Source organism: Emticicia sp. TH156 (genome assembly GCF_002855535.1).
GTDB lineage: Bacteria > Bacteroidota > Bacteroidia > Cytophagales > Spirosomataceae > Emticicia > Emticicia fluvialis.
This window is the reverse complement of the sequence record NZ_PKRS01000003.1, coordinates 1-15902: the sequence shown is the minus strand read 5'-3', so window position 1 is coordinate 15902 and position 15902 is coordinate 1. Positions and strand designations below refer to the sequence as shown.

The window sequence follows — 15902 nt, the reverse complement described above, 5'->3', positions numbered from 1 at the left end:
ATGACTTCTCTCAAAGAAATACAATTAAAATCAGTTCAATTGAACGTAAGCCACTATTTTTCAAAAATCTAAAATCTGAATTTTAGCGTATTTTAAAAATAAATAATAAAATAATCTAATTTAATTTTTAGATTAATCTAAAAATATTACTTTTGTTTCATACAACAGTAAATTCCTATTAAAATGAGTATACGATACCTATTACTTATAATTTCAACGAGTACTTTTTTCAGTATATCCTGTGAAAAGATACTGCCTGTTGCACCTGTAGAAAATACTGTTTTAGATGGTCCTATTGAATCCCTTACGCCCACAGAGACTGCACAGTTTTTAAGAGGAGATGCAGCGTTTGCAAGGGTCTTTACGGCTAGTACAGGCTTAGGCCCTTTATTCGTTTCTAATTCTTGTATCAGTTGTCATGCAGGTGATGGTAAAGGGCATCCAAGCACAAGCCTTACCCGATTTGGACAAAGTGACGAAACCGGGAATCTCTTTTTGGCGCAAGGGGGGCCTCAACTCCAACATAGAGCCATCGCAGGCTTTATACCGGAAAGTATTCCATCCGGTGCTTCTCAATCGACATTTGTTGCTCCTGCCAATACAGGATTAGGCTTTCTGGAAGCGGTTTCAGATGCTGATATTTTAGCCTTAGCTGACCCTGACGATAAGGATAAGGATGGGATTTCGGGCGTTCCTAACTGGATAGACTTGCCGGACTTTATTAAGCCGAAAGCCAATGCAATCAGTAAGAATGGCAAATATCTTGGACGGTTTGGCCGAAAAGCAGGAGCCTATAATTTACTGAACCAGACCATTAATGCCTACTCTCAGGATATGGGCATTGTCAGTTCCTATTCACCCTATGATACTTATAATAATGAAGAGTTAGACCCGGAAGTCAGTAATGTTGAAGTGGTCGATTTAGTACATTATCTGCAAACCTTAAAAGCTCCGATTCAACGAAATTCAGATGCGGCAGCTGTTAAGGCAGGCAAAGATTTTTTTATGAGCATTCAATGTGGCAATTGTCATGTTCCTTCTATGCGAACCGATTATTCAACTATTTCAGGACTAAACTATAAAACCTTCTCTGCTTATACAGACTTACTGATGCATGATATGGGCAAAGCCTTAGATGATAATTATACCGAAGGTACTGCCAAAACCTATGAATGGCGTACAACACCACTTTGGGGCTTGGGCTTAGCAAAACAATCACAAGGCGGCAAAGTCCATTTAATGCATGATGGTAGGGCAAAAAGCATTGAAGGTGCTATCCTGCTACACGACGGAGAAGCCCGGCAAAGCCGCTTAAATTATGCAGCTTTAAATAAAGTAGAAAAAGAAAAACTCATAACATTTTTAGAAAGCCTTTAACCATGAAAAGATGTGATTTTATCCGCACAAGCTGTTTAGCCTGCATGGGTGGCAGTGCCTTGGCAATCGCCTTACAAGGGTGTAGTTCAGCATATTACGCTAAGCAAGTTACACTCAATGAGAATAATCTAGTAGTGAATAAAGCTGAATTCATTGAGATAAAAAAGGAGGTGAAAAGTGAACGCAATGTCATTGTGATCAAGCATGAAAAATTAGGATTTCCAATAGCTGTTTTTCGACTGGCTGATAATCAGTATTCGGCCATTTATCTGGAATGTACGCATCAGGGAAATGAAGTGCAACCACATGGCGATTATCTGGTCTGTGAAGGTCATGGGAGTGAGTTTGACAATAAGGGAAACGTGCTCCAAGGCCCGGCGGAAAAACCGTTAAGAGTATTCCCCCTAAAAACGGATGGTGATCATATTTATATAAGCCTAGCTTAAATCCACTATGAAAATACAACTTCCTTTACTTTTTTATTTTTTGTTATCATTCAGCTCTTTTGCGCAGATTGATACAACACTCTTTAGAAGAAAGCCAATTCAGGATTCTACGAAGCTGAATATGGATGCCGTTTATAACCGCCCATTTCTTCAGGTAGGACGTACACCTTTAGGTGTTGGGGGATATGCAGAAGTAAATACGAACTATGCACAAACAGATGGGATAAGTGAAGGTTTCTCTTTTCAAATGCGGAGAATGACCCTCTTTTTAGGAGGGAGTTTGCATCGGAAAATAAAGTTTATTTCAGAAATTGAATTTGAAGATGGAACAAAGGAAATCAATATTGAATTTGCAGCAATTGATTTTCAGTTTGCCAATTTATTTAATCTGCGAGGTGGAATTATCATGAATCCCATCGGAGCGTTTAATCAAAATCATGATGGGCCTAAATGGGAATTTAACGACAGACCCATTTCAGCCACTGAAATGCTGCCTGCCACTTTTAGCAATGTCGGTATGGGCATTTACGGTAAGAAATATTCCAAGCAATGGGTGCTTGCTTATGAAGGGTATCTGACCAATGGCTTTGATGAAAGTATTATTGATAATGAACAAAGCCGAACTTCCCTGCCCTTTGCCAAGCGTAATAGAGATCGTTTTGAGGAAAGCAGCAATGGACAAGTTCTTTTGACAGGTAAGGTAGCTGTCAGAAATAGGAAAATAGGAGAGATAGGGCTTTCCTATATGGGTGGAATTTATAATAAGTTTCAGGATGACGGACTTGTTCTCGCAGAAAAAAGAGCAGTTAAAGTTTTCGCCCTGGATTTTAATACAACCATAAAAAAAACAAAGACTTTTATCACGACGGAATGGGCATGGGTCAAAGTTGATTTGCCCAGAAATTATGCTGTACAATATGGGAGTAAGCAAAATGGTGGATTTATAGACATTGTACAACCTATCTATAAAAAGCCACTGCTAGGGTTTCCTAATTCTACTTTCAGTTTAGCCTGCCGTGTTGAGTATGTTGATTTCAATGCAGGTGTATTTTCAGAAACAGGAGATAAAATCTATGATGAGGTTTTTTCAGTAATGCCAGCCATCAGTTGGCGACCTATAGCCTCGACCGTCATTCGGTTCAATTATCGTTTTCAAAAGCAATTTGATTTATTGGGAAATCCCCCGTCACGCACAGGAGTGCTTCAACTGGGTATTTCGAGTTATTTTTGAGGGTCTCTTTATGCAATTAGGTTTTTGCCCATTTGAATTACTGTAATCTGATTTTGTTGTGAAAGTGATTATAAGTCCAATTCTTGCTGCAAACCCTAACTTTGTAAATTCCCAAGAAAATTGAGTTGTTTCAGCAATAACTAAAAGTTTCATATGCAGCTGATTACTCTTGTTCATATTGATCAAGGAAATAAATACAAACCGGTTTCTGCTCAAATGTTCATAAGGATTGTAGGTGTAGCAGCAGGGACTTACCAGAAAGGCTAAGTAATTTACACCCCAATTATTCGAAAAACTTAATAAATAGGAATATACTTACCAAACCAATCAGCGGTAATTGTTAAGTAAGTTATTTATTTATCTACTTTAGCCTCGGTATACATGGCATTTATATTATCCTGTATGGCTTGTCGCAGACGTTGCAAATCCCCTGGTTGATTGATATCTATGCCGCAGAATAAACTGCCGTTGTATCTGGCGTGCAGTACCAGGTAATAAATGCCGGCAATCTGGATGGCCAGTTTAGTTCTGATATCTACACTCGTGTGTGAGAAGTCAGGTTCAATGATTTCAAATAATTGTTCTCCTATTCTTTCTCTTTTGTCAGATATTTTACGAAGCATTTTGTTTTTTTCTCCGATTTCCCAATGAATAATCCTTTGAAGCACTTTGTCTTTCATCATCCGGTCTAACTGGCCGTGAAGCAAAGTGGTGATGTCTTTTTTACCGATGGCTTCCGGATGCTTTAATAATTCCGAAATAATTTTCTGGTCTGCCATATTCCAGAAGTCCCTTTGCAGGATATAAGTTTCGACCAGATTATCGATACTGCCGAAATACGTCCAGATCAGCTTTTTGTCTAAGCCTGCCTCTTTGGCTATATTAGGCCCGGTCAGAGCGGTATATCCTTTCTTTTGAATAACCGCTCCCACCGCTGCGATTAATCTGGTCATAGATCTGGCCTTCTCCCGGATGGGGCCGGCCGTTATTTTTCTTGGCTTTTCGCCGTTTTGTTCGACATCCGCGTTTTTTTTTCTGACCATTGCTTTTATTCCATAGATTTCGCAATGTTCAACTTTTTATTGACATAATCAAATGCATTGAGTGCTTTATCTAGATGTTCCTGGGTGTGTGTGGCCATCAGACTCATTCTTATCCGTGAATCCTTGAGTGATACAGCCGGATACATGATGGGATTCGTGTAAATGCCGCACTCCAGCAATAGTTTTCCTGCCTCACAGTTTTTCTGTACATCTCCGATTTTGACAGGAATGATAGCTGATGCACTTGTACCGATATCCAAACCCAGGTCTTTTAATCCCTTTCTGTAATAGGCTATATTTTCCCATAATTTTTTCTGCCAATGCGGTTCTTCATCCAGTAAATCAATGGCCCTGCTTACCCCCGCAATCGCTGGTGTGGCGGCGGCTGAAAAAGCATACTGTCTGGATTGGAACTGTAAATATGAAATCAGTACGGGGTCAGCTATTACATATCCTCCCACATTACTGAATGTCTTGCTAAATGTTCCTGTAATGATATCTACCTGATCCATTACCTCAAAATATTCCAATGCCCCGCGTCCTGTATCACCAATTACACCGATGCCATGAGCATCATCAACCAGCAAAATTCCGCCATGCTGATGGGTAAGCGTCAGGATGTCCTTTAAAGGAGCGATATCCCCGTCCTGAGAATAAACCCCGTCTACTATGACCATTTTAGTTCTGTATTTATCCTTAACGTTAGTCAGTATACGTTCAAGGGCATCCAGATTATTATGCAGGAAGCGTTTGATGGTCGTTCCCTGTATGCCTTCGTAAACACTGGCATGCACGGCCATGTCTACAATGGCTATGTCGTCCTTTTTTAACAGACATTGAAGAGAGGCACTGTTTGAGGTGTATCCGGTAGTATAGGCGATGGAAGAACCCCTGGGTCTTTTGAAAAAGTCAGAGAGTTTATCTTCCAGTTCCTGATGATAATCCAGATAGCCGCCAATCAGCGGAGATGCCCCGGCACCGGTACCGTATTTTTCAATCCCTGCCATAGCCGCCCTTTTAATTTCCGGATGCTGTGTGAAGCCCAGATAATCATTGCATACAAAGCTGACATACTGCCCTTTTTTGATAGGTCCGTCGGCAGCTAATGTTACTTCAGGTCCGCAGCCTGAAGTGACCAGTAAGCGATAGTTCATGTACCCGCTGGATTTGAGAAAATCCAGGTACTCAGCGTGCGATTTAGCCCTCTGGAATATATCCATGTGAGGGATGTCTTCAAAATCTTTGAAGCTCTTGTTGGATAAATAGTTTGACATACCCTTTAATATTGAAGAATTAAGAAAAAAAACTCGTCTTTTTTACCTGCAGGGATTTTTAATAACCTTTATTCAAGCACTGGTTTATACGTGTTTTTGGGCAGATACAGAAGTAGAAATTTTCACCGCCGGGATAATTTAAAATTATCAGCTGTCTCACAGATTATAAAAGTTGTTGTAAATAATTCTCTGTCAAAGGAAATAAAATTAAATTCCGTTTCCAAATTTTTCTCTGAAATTTTATTTAAAAATCAATATTTCAACTATTTTCTGTATTTTATCGCAATTATTGCCTAATTTAATTAGTGCAGAACATATAATATGCAGTATATAATATATTTATATATCATCAATAAGAGAAATAAAATAGCCTGATTGAGAAACAATGGCGCATTTTTGGCCTTTAAGGCAAATAGTTTCTGACGCATAGGCAGATAAAATAGGGGGCGAAAATACATTTCGGATCAAGTACAATTGTTCCATAAAAGGTCATGAACAGACCCATGCTGCCGGATCATTACAATTAGAATGGATTCCTTTTATAATTAAATGCTTATCTATTCATTAAGTGCCCCCCCAATTCTGCTACACTCCGGCAGAGCTTAGAAGTTTTAATTCTTAGTTGGCTAAAATACTCTACACATTTTCATAGTCCGATTTGCCTGAATGCTTAGGTAAAATGATAATGGCCTTTCCCCAATGAAACGGACAAAAAGGCAGCTAAGTTAGGACAGGCACAAAGCACAGGGCCTGCCAAAAGACTACGGCATAATGGCTGGGCTCACCCAGCCACCCTGTCGGGACTTATTCCGTTTCCTTTTGGCTGGGCACACCCTGCCCGTCCTGTTTACCTGCTTTCTTTTTTTCCGTTTTTTCTTTGGGGAAAAAAATATGTGAAGCATGACAGACGATAAAAGATTGAATGAAACCAATTAAATGATATGCTTATGAACATCATCGGAAGGCTTACAAAAGATGCTTCGCTCCATACACTTGGAAATGGCAGACAGGTTGTCAATTTTTCTATTGCAGTTAGCGAGCAGTATCACGGCAAAGAGGGGCAGTCAATTCAGCGCACTGAATATTTTGACTGTGCCTACTGGATTTCACCGGGCGTAGCAGCTATTCTCACCAAAGGGGCGCTGGTAGAACTTACAGGATTTGTCAGTGCCAGAGCCTGGGTCAGAAAAGATGGAGAAGCAGTGGCAGGATTGAAGTTTCATACCTCACGCATTAAACTTCATCAGGGAGGCAAAAAACAGCAGGCTGCCTTAGATACAGCCCGACACCCAGCGACGGCAGATATAAACAGTCAGGAAGACCTGCCTTTTTAATCCAATCCATTTTCAAACCTTAAAAATGCCGAACAATGAAAGCGACAAATCATCCGACAACCCGTTTACTGCTCAAAGCAGGAACCGATAGCGAATGGGATAACTGTGCATTTGCCATCCTTCTTATCTCAGAAGAATGGAAAAAGGCACAGGCAAAAAGGCTGAAGGCTTTGAAGTATCTGGAAGAGGATTGTCATTTCCAATCCGTCAGCTTTATAGATTCGGCAGCAGATTTTTATCAGACGAATGAAATACATGTATACAGCATAGAGGAACTGCTTACAGGGAAAGAATGGGTATTTGTGGAAATGGAGGCGGATGAACAGGAGGACTTAATTGCCCCTGAAAGCCGTTTGGAAGGGTTTGAATTGGTACTCTATAAGGGTGGGAATGCAATGTATAAAGCCCATGGCAGACATACGCATGAAGAATTTTGGACGGAAGAGTTTGCATTGCAACAATTGCTGATTCAAATCGCATGAGAAAATATAGCGTATGTAGACCAAAGTTATTCGGATTTTCACTGCCTTTAAAAAGCCAAGAGGAGGTTTACATACAAGGCAATCCATACGCAAATAAATAATACTTTAAATTTTTAGAACCATGAACGCAAATTTTTTCAATCAGTTGGCAAGGCTGGACATCACTGGAAATTTACAACTGACGATAGCCAAAGGAGCGGATAGTACGCTTGTTGTTTCCATGCTATTGCAGCCTGAGCCATGTGGAGACGAAGCCGGAAGGCTGATACCACCCCTCAATTTAAGAGGAACAGCAGATGAACTGGACAATGGTTTTTTCGAAAAAATAACTTTGCCTATGCAAACCGCTTCAGGCCTGTTAGTCAACATGGAAGTCTTTATGAAACAATTGGAAGAAGCCAAAAAGCATTCGGCGATGGAGAAAGATAAAACCGATAAAGAGAAAAAGGCAAGGGAAGAAGCGGATAAAAAATATAAAGAGTCCATGCAAAAAGTAGAGGAACTGGAAAAAGAGGGTAAGTACAGGGAGGCATGGATGAGAGTGCCTAATCCCCTGCAATTTCCTGAGCAGGGAGAAGTAATCCGCAAGCGAAAAGCATCCTTGTCGGCAAAATTCGCTCCTGATTTGTTTGGAACATCCCAAACAGCCTCTGTCGAAACAAGGACAGAAAACAGCCTTTTCAACCCTGATAAGGAGGAGGATGTTTCCGAAGACAACGGGGAGTATGATAACGAAGAGGAATAAGTCATCAAATTAAAAAACGACAATCATGTTAGTAGCAACGCAATTAGAACGGGTGTTCTTTTTAAAAGACAAGGGGCAGGAAATCAGATTGACTGACCCCGAACCGAAATGGTCAGTGGAAAGTGTAAGAAACTTTTATGCGAATACTTATCCGATGCTCACCACGGCAAAAATCTCAGGTCCTGTTATCAGAGAGGATAGGGTACAATACTGTTTTGAAACGGTTATGGGAACGAAGGGTTAAACATTAAAGCAATGAACAATGCCGCAAAGAATCATATCGGGGAGGATTTCCTTACCCGCCAACCAACAGCAAAGACAGCTGCACCGACAGTTAGGCGGATTCGCCAACTGGATAGCACGCCCCAAGGACGCGGGCGAAATCCGGAAAGACCAACAAAAATCCGTACCCATGGCGATGCTGCCCATGGTTTTCTGAAAACATCCTTCCTGCCTAAACTGAAAGGATTGCCGTCAGAAGAAGACTGGAGAGAAACCCGGCAGATAGAAAGTGATTTTTATACTTCCCTTGCCGAGTTGGGCGTGCATTATGGTATTGAACCTTTAGCAACTATTGATTTTGCTTATCCGTATAACATTGCCTTATCTCTGTGGGATACGCAAAGAAAGCTGAAGCAAAAATGCAGGAATTGGCATACACTCCGTTTAGTGCAGGAAACAGATAAAACATTTTTAGTCAGCGAGGAGCGATATATCACAGGGGATACCCTGTACTACATTCCGGTTGTACCCCTCTTTCAGCTATTGAAAGACCCCTTACACAAACGGAAAGGCCAGCTGCTTTTATCGGTCTGTGCCTATCTGTATCAAGTGGCTGATGTGCCTTATTACAGGCAGGAAAACAGTTACCTGTACTGGATGTATGAAATGCTTCACGATTGGGTAGAACAGGAGGAAGAAACCGAAGATACAGCATTGTTCAAAAGGGAATGGCAGCAGGCAGAATGGATTGGCGACTATATGGAGCAAAAAATCTTTAACCATAGTAATCTGGTCGTATTTGAACAGCGTTTAAATAGTTTTCGTTGCCGAAACGAATCGGATAATGCTTATTATCAGTTAGCAAAAGACGCTTTTTTATTGTACAGGGAGTATCCTAACGAAACCCTGTTCAGGAATGCCAGTCGAAGGGAAGCACATGACGATGACGAAAATGAAACCATAACGATGGATAAGTATATCTCCTTTTTTGCTGATTGTACAGGCTGCTTGTATGAAAGCCTTTCCGATAGCATTAACAACGAGTTGAGCGAATATGGAGCCATAGAGGAACCGATGATTGAAAAGTGTTTCGATGGGAATGGTACAACTGAGCATGACCTTGATTTTGAAAGCAGGGTTTTTACGCTGATTGAACACTTGTGTTATTTACTGAATCACTATAAAAGAGCAGAAAGATGAACAAGGCAACAGACATAACAGCAGATTTTGGAACGCTCTACTTTCCTACATCAGCATTGGTGTTTTACCAGACAGAAGAACCTGATGTAGATACCTACGTGGAGCATTTCGACATGGACGGCCATGGAAACCCGATGAATGCGCATCCGCTGACTATCAGGGAAGCACGGGTTTTGGCGAAAGCATTAAATATACAGCAAGAAGAGCCTCTTCAATTTTTAAAACCTCATGGCGTATTTTCTGTGAATATCCTCCATATCAATCCTAATGAAAAAGGCAGCGTACTGTGGTACACGAAAGCAAGAAAACAAAATTTGTACTTCGTTGAAAGTCTGGGGATTCCGGAGGCGAAAGTATCTATCCCTGCCTTGCTTTGGCTGGCTGATAAGCGGAGCTTATCTGTATATGCCTTGGCCAGCAACAGAAGACCCGATGAGCACACCCCTTTATACCATGCACCTTTCCTGAACGTCTATGCTAACGGGAATGTATGCATGGGAACGGTAAATGTCAATAGTAGAAAATCAGCTTCACTGGAGGAGTTTACAGCCGCATGGGAAAGCTGTTTCTTCAACAGCTATTTCAGTCACCTGATGCCTGACCATCAGCCCGTAAAAGGCAATTGTGTTAATCTTTGGAAAAAACTGGTCCATACAAGTGAAAACTTTCCAAAAGAGGTATTACTCAAGAATGGAAAAACACTTAAAAGCTTACTTCGATGAATGCTGAAAAAACCAAAGTACATTTTACAGATAACTATCTGTTAACCCCGACTAACCCCATTGAAGTAAATCTGATTGGCGCAGGTGGAACAGGTTCAAAAGTATTGACCGCTTTACTGGAGATGAACCACAGTTTAATTGAATTAGGACATGCAGGTTTGTCCATTCGCTTATGGGATGATGATAGGGTTACCGAAGCCAATTTAGGCAGACAGCGGTTTGCCGCTTGTGAAACAGGATTGTATAAATCCGTTGCCCTCATCAATCGGGTTAACCGCTGGTCGGGTACCAACTGGAAAGCCGAAACTGTAAAATTTGGAAAGGATAGTTCAGGACGCTTACCTGCATACGCCCGGGCAAGTATCTATATTTCATGCGTGGATAATGTAACCGCAAGATTTGAAATCGCAGCCATACTCCGGACATTGAGCAAGGGCAGCGCCTATAGAAATGAACCTAAATACTGGTTAGACTTTGGCAACAGCAGGTATACCGGACAGGTGATATTGTCAACTATTGGAAATATCAGGCAGCCTGAATCCGAGCAATACGAAACGGTGGAAAATCTGCCATTCGTAACGGACGAATTCGGCGATTTGCTGCAAGCGTCTGAAACAACGGACAATACCCCCAGCTGTTCTCTGGCTGAAGCATTGGAAAAACAGGATTTATATATCAATGCTGCTTTGGTACAAATGGGCTGCAGCCTTTTGTGGAACTTGTTTCGCAATGGATTAACCCTGTACAGAGGCTTCTTTCTCAATCTGAAGGATTTCAGGTCGCAACCGCTTCCGGTAGCCTGACAGCCTGAATCGGGCGGCAAAAAGACAACCCCTCCCGGTGGTCGGGGCAGTCTTTTTGCCTGAAAGCGGTTCAGCCACTTGCATCGAACCTACCCTGACACAATTCCTTTTCATCGCTTCGGTGCAAAAGGCTGTGGGCATTGGTAGGGTTGCAGCTGACTGACTTTAATGTAAGATTTCATGTGGGTATCAGGAAAATAAAGAGAGTAACAAAGCAGCTCGTTCATTTCAAATGTTAAAACCAATAGACCTATAATTGTATTTCATTCAGTGCAGTATTTATTTTCTGCAAAATATAATAAGATTATCACGACAATATTTAATAACTTTGTTACGTCATTGTTTAATAAGATGAGTACGTAGGTATTTAATAAGGACTCCCCGGAAAATGGAAGTATGTGTGCAGTTAAATAGGAGAGACCAGTCAAAAATGATGGATTATGGCAACACCGCAGGAAAAATTTATTGAAGCCCTGAAATTCCTGAAAACATTACAGGACAAAGGCATCACTGGTATTTATACGGATGAGATTCCCAGCAGGGCATATAGGGAAATTCTAATCAAGAACGGTTTTCTGAAAGAGGTGACCAAAGGCTGGTATATACCTTCAGACCCCGCAGAAAGGGAGGGGGAAAGTACCTCATGGTATATGGCTTTTTGGGAATTTTGCACAAAATTCCTTACCCATAAGTTCGGAGAGGACTGGTGTCTGACGGCTGACCAGTCACTAATGATTCATGCCGGAAACCGGGCTGTACCGCAACAACTGGTTGTCCGCTCCCCTCAAGGTAATAACCTGCCGACACCATTACCTCATAAGACCTCTCTTTTTAATTTGCGAACCAGCTTGCCATCTGCCGAATATATTCTAACGGCTGATGGTATCAGGATGTATAATCTGCCCTCAGCATTAATTTATAGTTCACCGGGAATTTATACCGGCAATGCAATAGATACCCGGACTGCCCTTTCGCTGATACGCGATGCATCAGAAGTGCTGCCTATTTTATTAGAGAACGGACACAGCACGATTGCAGGCAGGTTAGCCGGGGCTTTCAGAAATATGGGTCGTGAGAAAATAGCAGACCAAATCATCGATACCATCAAACAGGCGGGATATGATATACGGGAGGAGGATCCTTTTTCAGACAAATTAATACTCAATCTTTCCGGGCGTGAACGGTCTCCTTATATCAACCGGATTCGATTGATGTGGATTCAAATGCGTGATAAGATTATCGGAGATTTCCCTCAGTCGCCTGGAATCCCGGATAATCATGAGACTTATATGAAAGAAGTAGATGATATGTATATAACGGATGCCTATCATTCACTCTCCATTGAGCGGTATAAGGTAACACCTGAATTGATAGCCAAAGTGAGCAGCGGAGAATGGAATAGTCAGGAAAATGCGGAGGACCGCAAACAAAAGGATGCCATGGCCGCAAGGGGGTACTATCAGGCATTTCAAAGTGTAAAAGAAACAATTAGAGCTATACTAAAAGACACTAATGCAGGTGCCCGGGTTGATAAGGACCACTCAAAATGGTACAGGGAACTATTTGACCCCAGTATAGCTGTCGGTATATTGAAAACATCGGATCTGGCAGGTTACCGGAGTCACCAGGTGTATATAGGTAATTCAAAGCATGTTCCCTTGAGCGTTGAAGCCATGAGAGACGCGATGCCTGTATTATTTGAGCTGCTGGAACAGGAACCGGAACCGGCTGTCCGGGCAGTGCTGGGACATTTTATTTTTGTGTTTATTCACCCATATATGGACGGGAATGGGAGAATGGGCAGATTCCTGATGAATGCGATGCTTGCCTCAGGTGGTTATCCGTGGACAGTCATACCCGTAGAAAAAAGAAATGAGTACATGCAGTCATTGGAAAGGGCGAGTACTGAACAAGACATATCAGCTTTTTCTTCAATGATTGCCGGTCTGGTTAAGGAAAGAATGCAGGGGATAGTCGTTAGCATACCACAAAATTAAGATAGATAATGGTTTGGACATCTGTTTGTCGCGGTGCAATATGATATACTATCCGAACGATTTTCCCGAGACTAAATCAAATAGCTTATAGATGATTGTTTTGCTTATGACATCCGATTAAATATGGCAGCGAAATGCTTCAATTATTAAAAGCTGTTTATATTAATTTTTATTCTTCTAAAAGCCAGTTGAGTTTTAATAAAATATGCGAATTCCATCTTTAAGCAGACTGCCTATAAATACATTACGTAGGTTTTCCTATTTTTGCAATGAACGCTTAAATTTGCAGGGTAATAATGTAAATTCATAGGACTCATGATTATTCGTAAGAAAGAGCACTGGTTCAAGATGCTTTTTGTCTGGCATGGCTCGGTATTGCCTCAATTATTGCTTCGCTTGAGTTTACTATTTATTTTATCCATGTTTATTGTCTATCTGCATGGAACCATTTTTTCGTTCAAAGTACCTCTTAATCCCACTCCACTTGCTTTATTTGGCTTTGTATTAGCATTGTTTCTTGGCTTTCGTAACAACTCGAGCTATGAGCGTTTTTGGGAAGGGCGTAAGCTATGGGGAGCTTTGTTGAATCACACCCGGTCATTACTCCGACAAGCCCTCACTTTAGCTGATTTAAGTACTAGTCACCCTTACATCATTGATTTGGCTCATTTACTTAGCTCTTTTGCCTATGCATTGAAACATCAGCTGCGGGGCACAGATGCTCAGGAGGATTTAAGGAAACGGCTGAACCAAGGGCAGATGAACCTAGTTTTAGAAGCCCAATTTAAACCCATTATACTTTTGAGGCTCATTGCGGAATGGGTGCAAAAAATGAGAGATGACAATAGAATTGATGCCATTCAGCAAGGTTACTTTGAGGACAACCTTAATAAACTGGCTGAGGTGGTAGGTGGATGTGAAAGAATTGTATCTACACCTATTCCCTTTAGTTATTGGGTTTTGCTGCATCGCACAATTTAGATTTACTGTTTCTTATTATCCTTTGGCTTTGTGGACAGTCTTTCATGGATTACTCCCTTTATTGTCGTATTTATTGCGTATACTTTTGTTGCTTTTGAGGCGATTGCGGATGAGATTGAAGAACCATTTGGGATAGAGGCCAATGACCTCGCCTTAAATAGTATCAGTCAAATGATTGAATCGGCATTGTTCGATATGGTTGGTATTCGCAGAAATACCCGGCAAGAACCCAATCAGCAAATTATTGATTAATAGTTTAAAAATGGCTGCAATAAAATTGTAATTGCGTGCAGTTTATTGCGTTGAACCATTATAGAGGCTTAGAAAGAATTTTAAGAATTAACTGAAAAAAGGAGAGTTTTAACAAAATCTATCCCTAAATTTATTGATAAACAATTAAAAAAGCAATTCAAACGGTTGTCAAATATTACAAATTTATTTATTCAGAGTTTAAGCAAATCTGCATTAATGACATTCAAAAACACTATTTGAAAAAGTCAAAATAATATTCCGACTTTCGCAAAGGAATATGAATTACTGAAAATCTCGCTTGCTAGCAAACATCAATTTGACAGAGAACCCTATACAAATGCAAAAAGTGAGTTGGTGAATCGCATCACCGAAATTGCAAAAGAGGAAGACGGCCGTTGCTGAGTCATCATTTTATTTTATTTGCCAGTGTAATGCCCAAGCTCAATGCCTTATCTGGATTGGCTTACACATCCGGATTTGCGCCGATTTTTTCCCAGCCCGTTTTTGTTACGGGAGAGATAATCACACCTACCGGGATGGTTATCAGGTAACTATCTGCGAGCATATACTGACCTGAAATATTGCCCGCCCCAGCCGTTTTGTTGCTAAAGATGTTTGCGAGCTTCCTGTTTTTCAAGACAAATGCCATTGCTTCGACTGTGCTAAAAGTTTTTTGATCAGTTAACAGGAAGAGCGCTTTATCCCGGTAGTGGTTAGTTACTGGTTGTGTCCCTATGTTCACGGTATTTTCAGACCGTTAAGCTATTCTGAGGATCGGAGTATTGATCTCAGGGAAAAACATACTGCATAATAATAATAACTGTAACATCGAACCACTGCCACCGGAGTTGCCTCTTAGATCGATGATCAGCGCTTTTGTGTTACGGACTTTCTCCACTGCCTCGAACGCTGTTTTTTTTGCGTGCATCGTATCGGCGAAATAGTCAAGATCGAGATACCCGATATTTCCTGTAAGGACTTCCGTTTTTGTAAAGCCGTATTTTTCTGTCTTTTCTTTCAACTCCTGACTCGTCCTGTCCTCCTTGCCGCTCTCCAGCGATCGGGAATAGCCCGGATTGTATTCGATCGACAAGTGCTTGTCACGCGTTAGCTCATACAGGCGCTTATTGAGTTTGCAGATGAATTCTTTTTGCCCGGTTATCAGGCTGTCCGGTGAGTATCTCAGCTCTAGGTTGCCAAAGGTCGATATATTTCGGTTAAAACGAGCGCACTATACACTCACATCTGCTAAATGCGGCAGCTCCGATTGTCTCGATTCGATCAAGCTACTGCCCGCAATGGTATGATCGGACCTTTGAGCGCGACAAAGCCCGCGAAGCCCAATTTACAGGATTTAAGTTTGAGCGAGGTGCTGCTCCTTAACATGCCATTGGAGCTTGTACTAGCACTCAAATAGCAGTGGTAGCCAATCAACATTTTCTTTGTGATAATATTAATCACTTCTCCGGCATTATCGGCATCGTATTTTGAAGAAGTTCGAGAGCAGCAATAGAAAATTTTCAAATGAAGCGGCTGTACATGTTGTTTTAAGTACTTTATAATAGCCACGATTATTCAACTGCAATAGCATCAGCATGTAATTCGCCACTTAATTGTAATCCAATTGATAAAATTGTCTAACTCTATGAGAGGCTGTTTGTAATCGAAAAGGAAAAAAATAAATAACTAAAACAACTAAGAGCCTGTTTAAATTTTATTCAATAAATGTTTTATAGCAGAAACTTTAACTATTTCTTCTGCCGTTTCCATAAGCAATTCATAATTTCTGCATA

14 protein-coding genes and 2 pseudogenes are annotated in these 15902 nt (G+C 41.0%); 13 read left to right on the top strand and 3 right to left on the bottom strand.

Going from position 1 to position 15902, the window contains the following annotated elements:
• Positions 1-183 precede the first annotated feature (183 nt).
• The 3 genes from C0V77_RS06420 to C0V77_RS06410 are packed head-to-tail and all read left to right on the top strand — an operon-like array spanning position 184 to position 3054.
• A complete protein-coding gene (locus C0V77_RS06420; RefSeq protein WP_101725531.1) occupies positions 184-1377 on the top strand; it encodes a di-heme oxidoredictase family protein in 1194 nt (397 codons plus the stop codon).
• A 2-nt stretch (positions 1378-1379) separates the two neighbouring features.
• Positions 1380-1823 carry a ubiquinol-cytochrome c reductase iron-sulfur subunit gene (locus C0V77_RS06415; RefSeq protein WP_101725530.1) on the top strand — a complete coding sequence of 148 codons (444 nt, stop codon included), beginning with the start codon at positions 1380-1382 and terminating at the stop codon, positions 1821-1823.
• 7 nt (positions 1824-1830) lie between these two features.
• Entirely contained in the window at positions 1831-3054 is a 1224-nt protein-coding gene (locus C0V77_RS06410; RefSeq protein WP_101725529.1) for a hypothetical protein, read from the top strand.
• A 353-nt stretch (positions 3055-3407) separates the two neighbouring features.
• On the opposite strand, the gene C0V77_RS06405 is transcribed toward C0V77_RS06410, so the two are convergent.
• Positions 3408-4097: a TetR/AcrR family transcriptional regulator gene (locus C0V77_RS06405; RefSeq protein WP_101725528.1), complete on the bottom strand. Its 690-nt coding sequence runs from the start codon at positions 4095-4097 to the stop codon at positions 3408-3410.
• Positions 4098-4102: 5 nt separating this feature from the next.
• Positions 4103-5371, bottom strand: coding sequence for an aminotransferase class I/II-fold pyridoxal phosphate-dependent enzyme (locus tag C0V77_RS06400; protein ID WP_101725527.1), 1269 nt, complete (start codon positions 5369-5371; stop codon positions 4103-4105).
• Between the two features lie 947 nt (positions 5372-6318).
• Here C0V77_RS06400 and C0V77_RS06390 point away from each other — a divergent pair.
• The 10 genes and pseudogenes from C0V77_RS06390 (at position 6319) to C0V77_RS23550 (ending at position 14511) form a co-directional block, all read left to right on the top strand.
• A complete protein-coding gene (locus tag C0V77_RS06390) occupies positions 6319-6705 on the top strand; it encodes a single-stranded DNA-binding protein (protein ID WP_101725525.1) in 387 nt (128 codons plus the stop codon).
• 35 nt (positions 6706-6740) lie between these two features.
• Positions 6741-7187 carry a hypothetical protein gene (locus C0V77_RS06385; RefSeq protein WP_101725524.1) on the top strand — a complete coding sequence of 149 codons (447 nt, stop codon included), beginning with the start codon at positions 6741-6743 and terminating at the stop codon, positions 7185-7187.
• Positions 7188-7308: 121 nt separating this feature from the next.
• The gene (locus C0V77_RS06380; protein WP_101725523.1) at positions 7309-7932 is read left to right on the top strand and encodes a PRTRC system protein E; all 624 of its coding nucleotides are present in this window, start codon (positions 7309-7311) and stop codon (positions 7930-7932) included.
• Between the two features lie 25 nt (positions 7933-7957).
• Entirely contained in the window at positions 7958-8176 is a 219-nt protein-coding gene (locus tag C0V77_RS06375) for a PRTRC system protein C (RefSeq protein WP_101725522.1), read from the top strand.
• Between the two features lie 11 nt (positions 8177-8187).
• The gene (locus C0V77_RS06370) at positions 8188-9354 is read left to right on the top strand and encodes a hypothetical protein (protein ID WP_101725521.1); all 1167 of its coding nucleotides are present in this window, start codon (positions 8188-8190) and stop codon (positions 9352-9354) included.
• Positions 9351-10076, top strand: coding sequence for a PRTRC system protein B (locus C0V77_RS06365; RefSeq protein ID WP_101725520.1), 726 nt, complete (start codon positions 9351-9353; stop codon positions 10074-10076). The genes C0V77_RS06370 and C0V77_RS06365 overlap by 4 nt, the downstream gene beginning before the upstream one ends.
• The gene (locus C0V77_RS06360) at positions 10073-10879 is read left to right on the top strand and encodes a PRTRC system ThiF family protein (RefSeq protein WP_101725519.1); all 807 of its coding nucleotides are present in this window, start codon (positions 10073-10075) and stop codon (positions 10877-10879) included. The genes C0V77_RS06365 and C0V77_RS06360 overlap by 4 nt, the downstream gene beginning before the upstream one ends.
• A gap of 440 nt (positions 10880-11319) precedes the next feature.
• A complete protein-coding gene (locus C0V77_RS06355) occupies positions 11320-12876 on the top strand; it encodes a Fic family protein (protein ID WP_101725518.1) in 1557 nt (518 codons plus the stop codon).
• A gap of 315 nt (positions 12877-13191) precedes the next feature.
• A pseudogene (locus tag C0V77_RS06350) lies at positions 13192-14109 on the top strand (bestrophin family protein).
• A 255-nt stretch (positions 14110-14364) separates the two neighbouring features.
• Positions 14365-14511 (top strand): GrpB family protein, encoded by a 147-nt coding sequence (locus C0V77_RS23550; RefSeq protein WP_143706037.1) that lies wholly within the window; start codon positions 14365-14367, stop codon positions 14509-14511.
• A 61-nt stretch (positions 14512-14572) separates the two neighbouring features.
• Here C0V77_RS23550 and C0V77_RS23355 read toward each other — a convergent pair.
• Positions 14573-15130, bottom strand: a pseudogene (locus C0V77_RS23355) (S41 family peptidase).
• Positions 15131-15902 lie beyond the last annotated feature (772 nt).

What these genes read in the sequence shown, in the direction of transcription:
- C0V77_RS06355 (WP_101725518.1), top strand. Translation starts at nt 11,320, where the DNA reads ATGGCAACACCGCAGGAAAAATTTATTGAAGCCCTGAAATTCCTGAAA.
- C0V77_RS06420 (WP_101725531.1), top strand. Translation starts at nt 184, where the DNA reads ATGAGTATACGATACCTATTACTTATAATTTCAACGAGTACTTTTTTC.
- C0V77_RS06405 (WP_101725528.1), bottom strand. Translation starts at nt 4,097, where the DNA reads ATGGTCAGAAAAAAAAACGCGGATGTCGAACAAAACGGCGAAAAGCCA.
- C0V77_RS06360 (WP_101725519.1), top strand. Translation starts at nt 10,073, where the DNA reads ATGAATGCTGAAAAAACCAAAGTACATTTTACAGATAACTATCTGTTA.
- C0V77_RS06410 (WP_101725529.1), top strand. Translation starts at nt 1,831, where the DNA reads ATGAAAATACAACTTCCTTTACTTTTTTATTTTTTGTTATCATTCAGC.
- C0V77_RS06380 (WP_101725523.1), top strand. Translation starts at nt 7,309, where the DNA reads ATGAACGCAAATTTTTTCAATCAGTTGGCAAGGCTGGACATCACTGGA.
- C0V77_RS06400 (WP_101725527.1), bottom strand. Translation starts at nt 5,371, where the DNA reads ATGTCAAACTATTTATCCAACAAGAGCTTCAAAGATTTTGAAGACATC.
- C0V77_RS06390 (WP_101725525.1), top strand. Translation starts at nt 6,319, where the DNA reads ATGAACATCATCGGAAGGCTTACAAAAGATGCTTCGCTCCATACACTT.
- C0V77_RS06385 (WP_101725524.1), top strand. Translation starts at nt 6,741, where the DNA reads ATGAAAGCGACAAATCATCCGACAACCCGTTTACTGCTCAAAGCAGGA.
- C0V77_RS06365 (WP_101725520.1), top strand. Translation starts at nt 9,351, where the DNA reads ATGAACAAGGCAACAGACATAACAGCAGATTTTGGAACGCTCTACTTT.
- C0V77_RS06415 (WP_101725530.1), top strand. Translation starts at nt 1,380, where the DNA reads ATGAAAAGATGTGATTTTATCCGCACAAGCTGTTTAGCCTGCATGGGT.
- C0V77_RS06370 (WP_101725521.1), top strand. Translation starts at nt 8,188, where the DNA reads ATGAACAATGCCGCAAAGAATCATATCGGGGAGGATTTCCTTACCCGC.
- C0V77_RS06375 (WP_101725522.1), top strand. Translation starts at nt 7,958, where the DNA reads ATGTTAGTAGCAACGCAATTAGAACGGGTGTTCTTTTTAAAAGACAAG.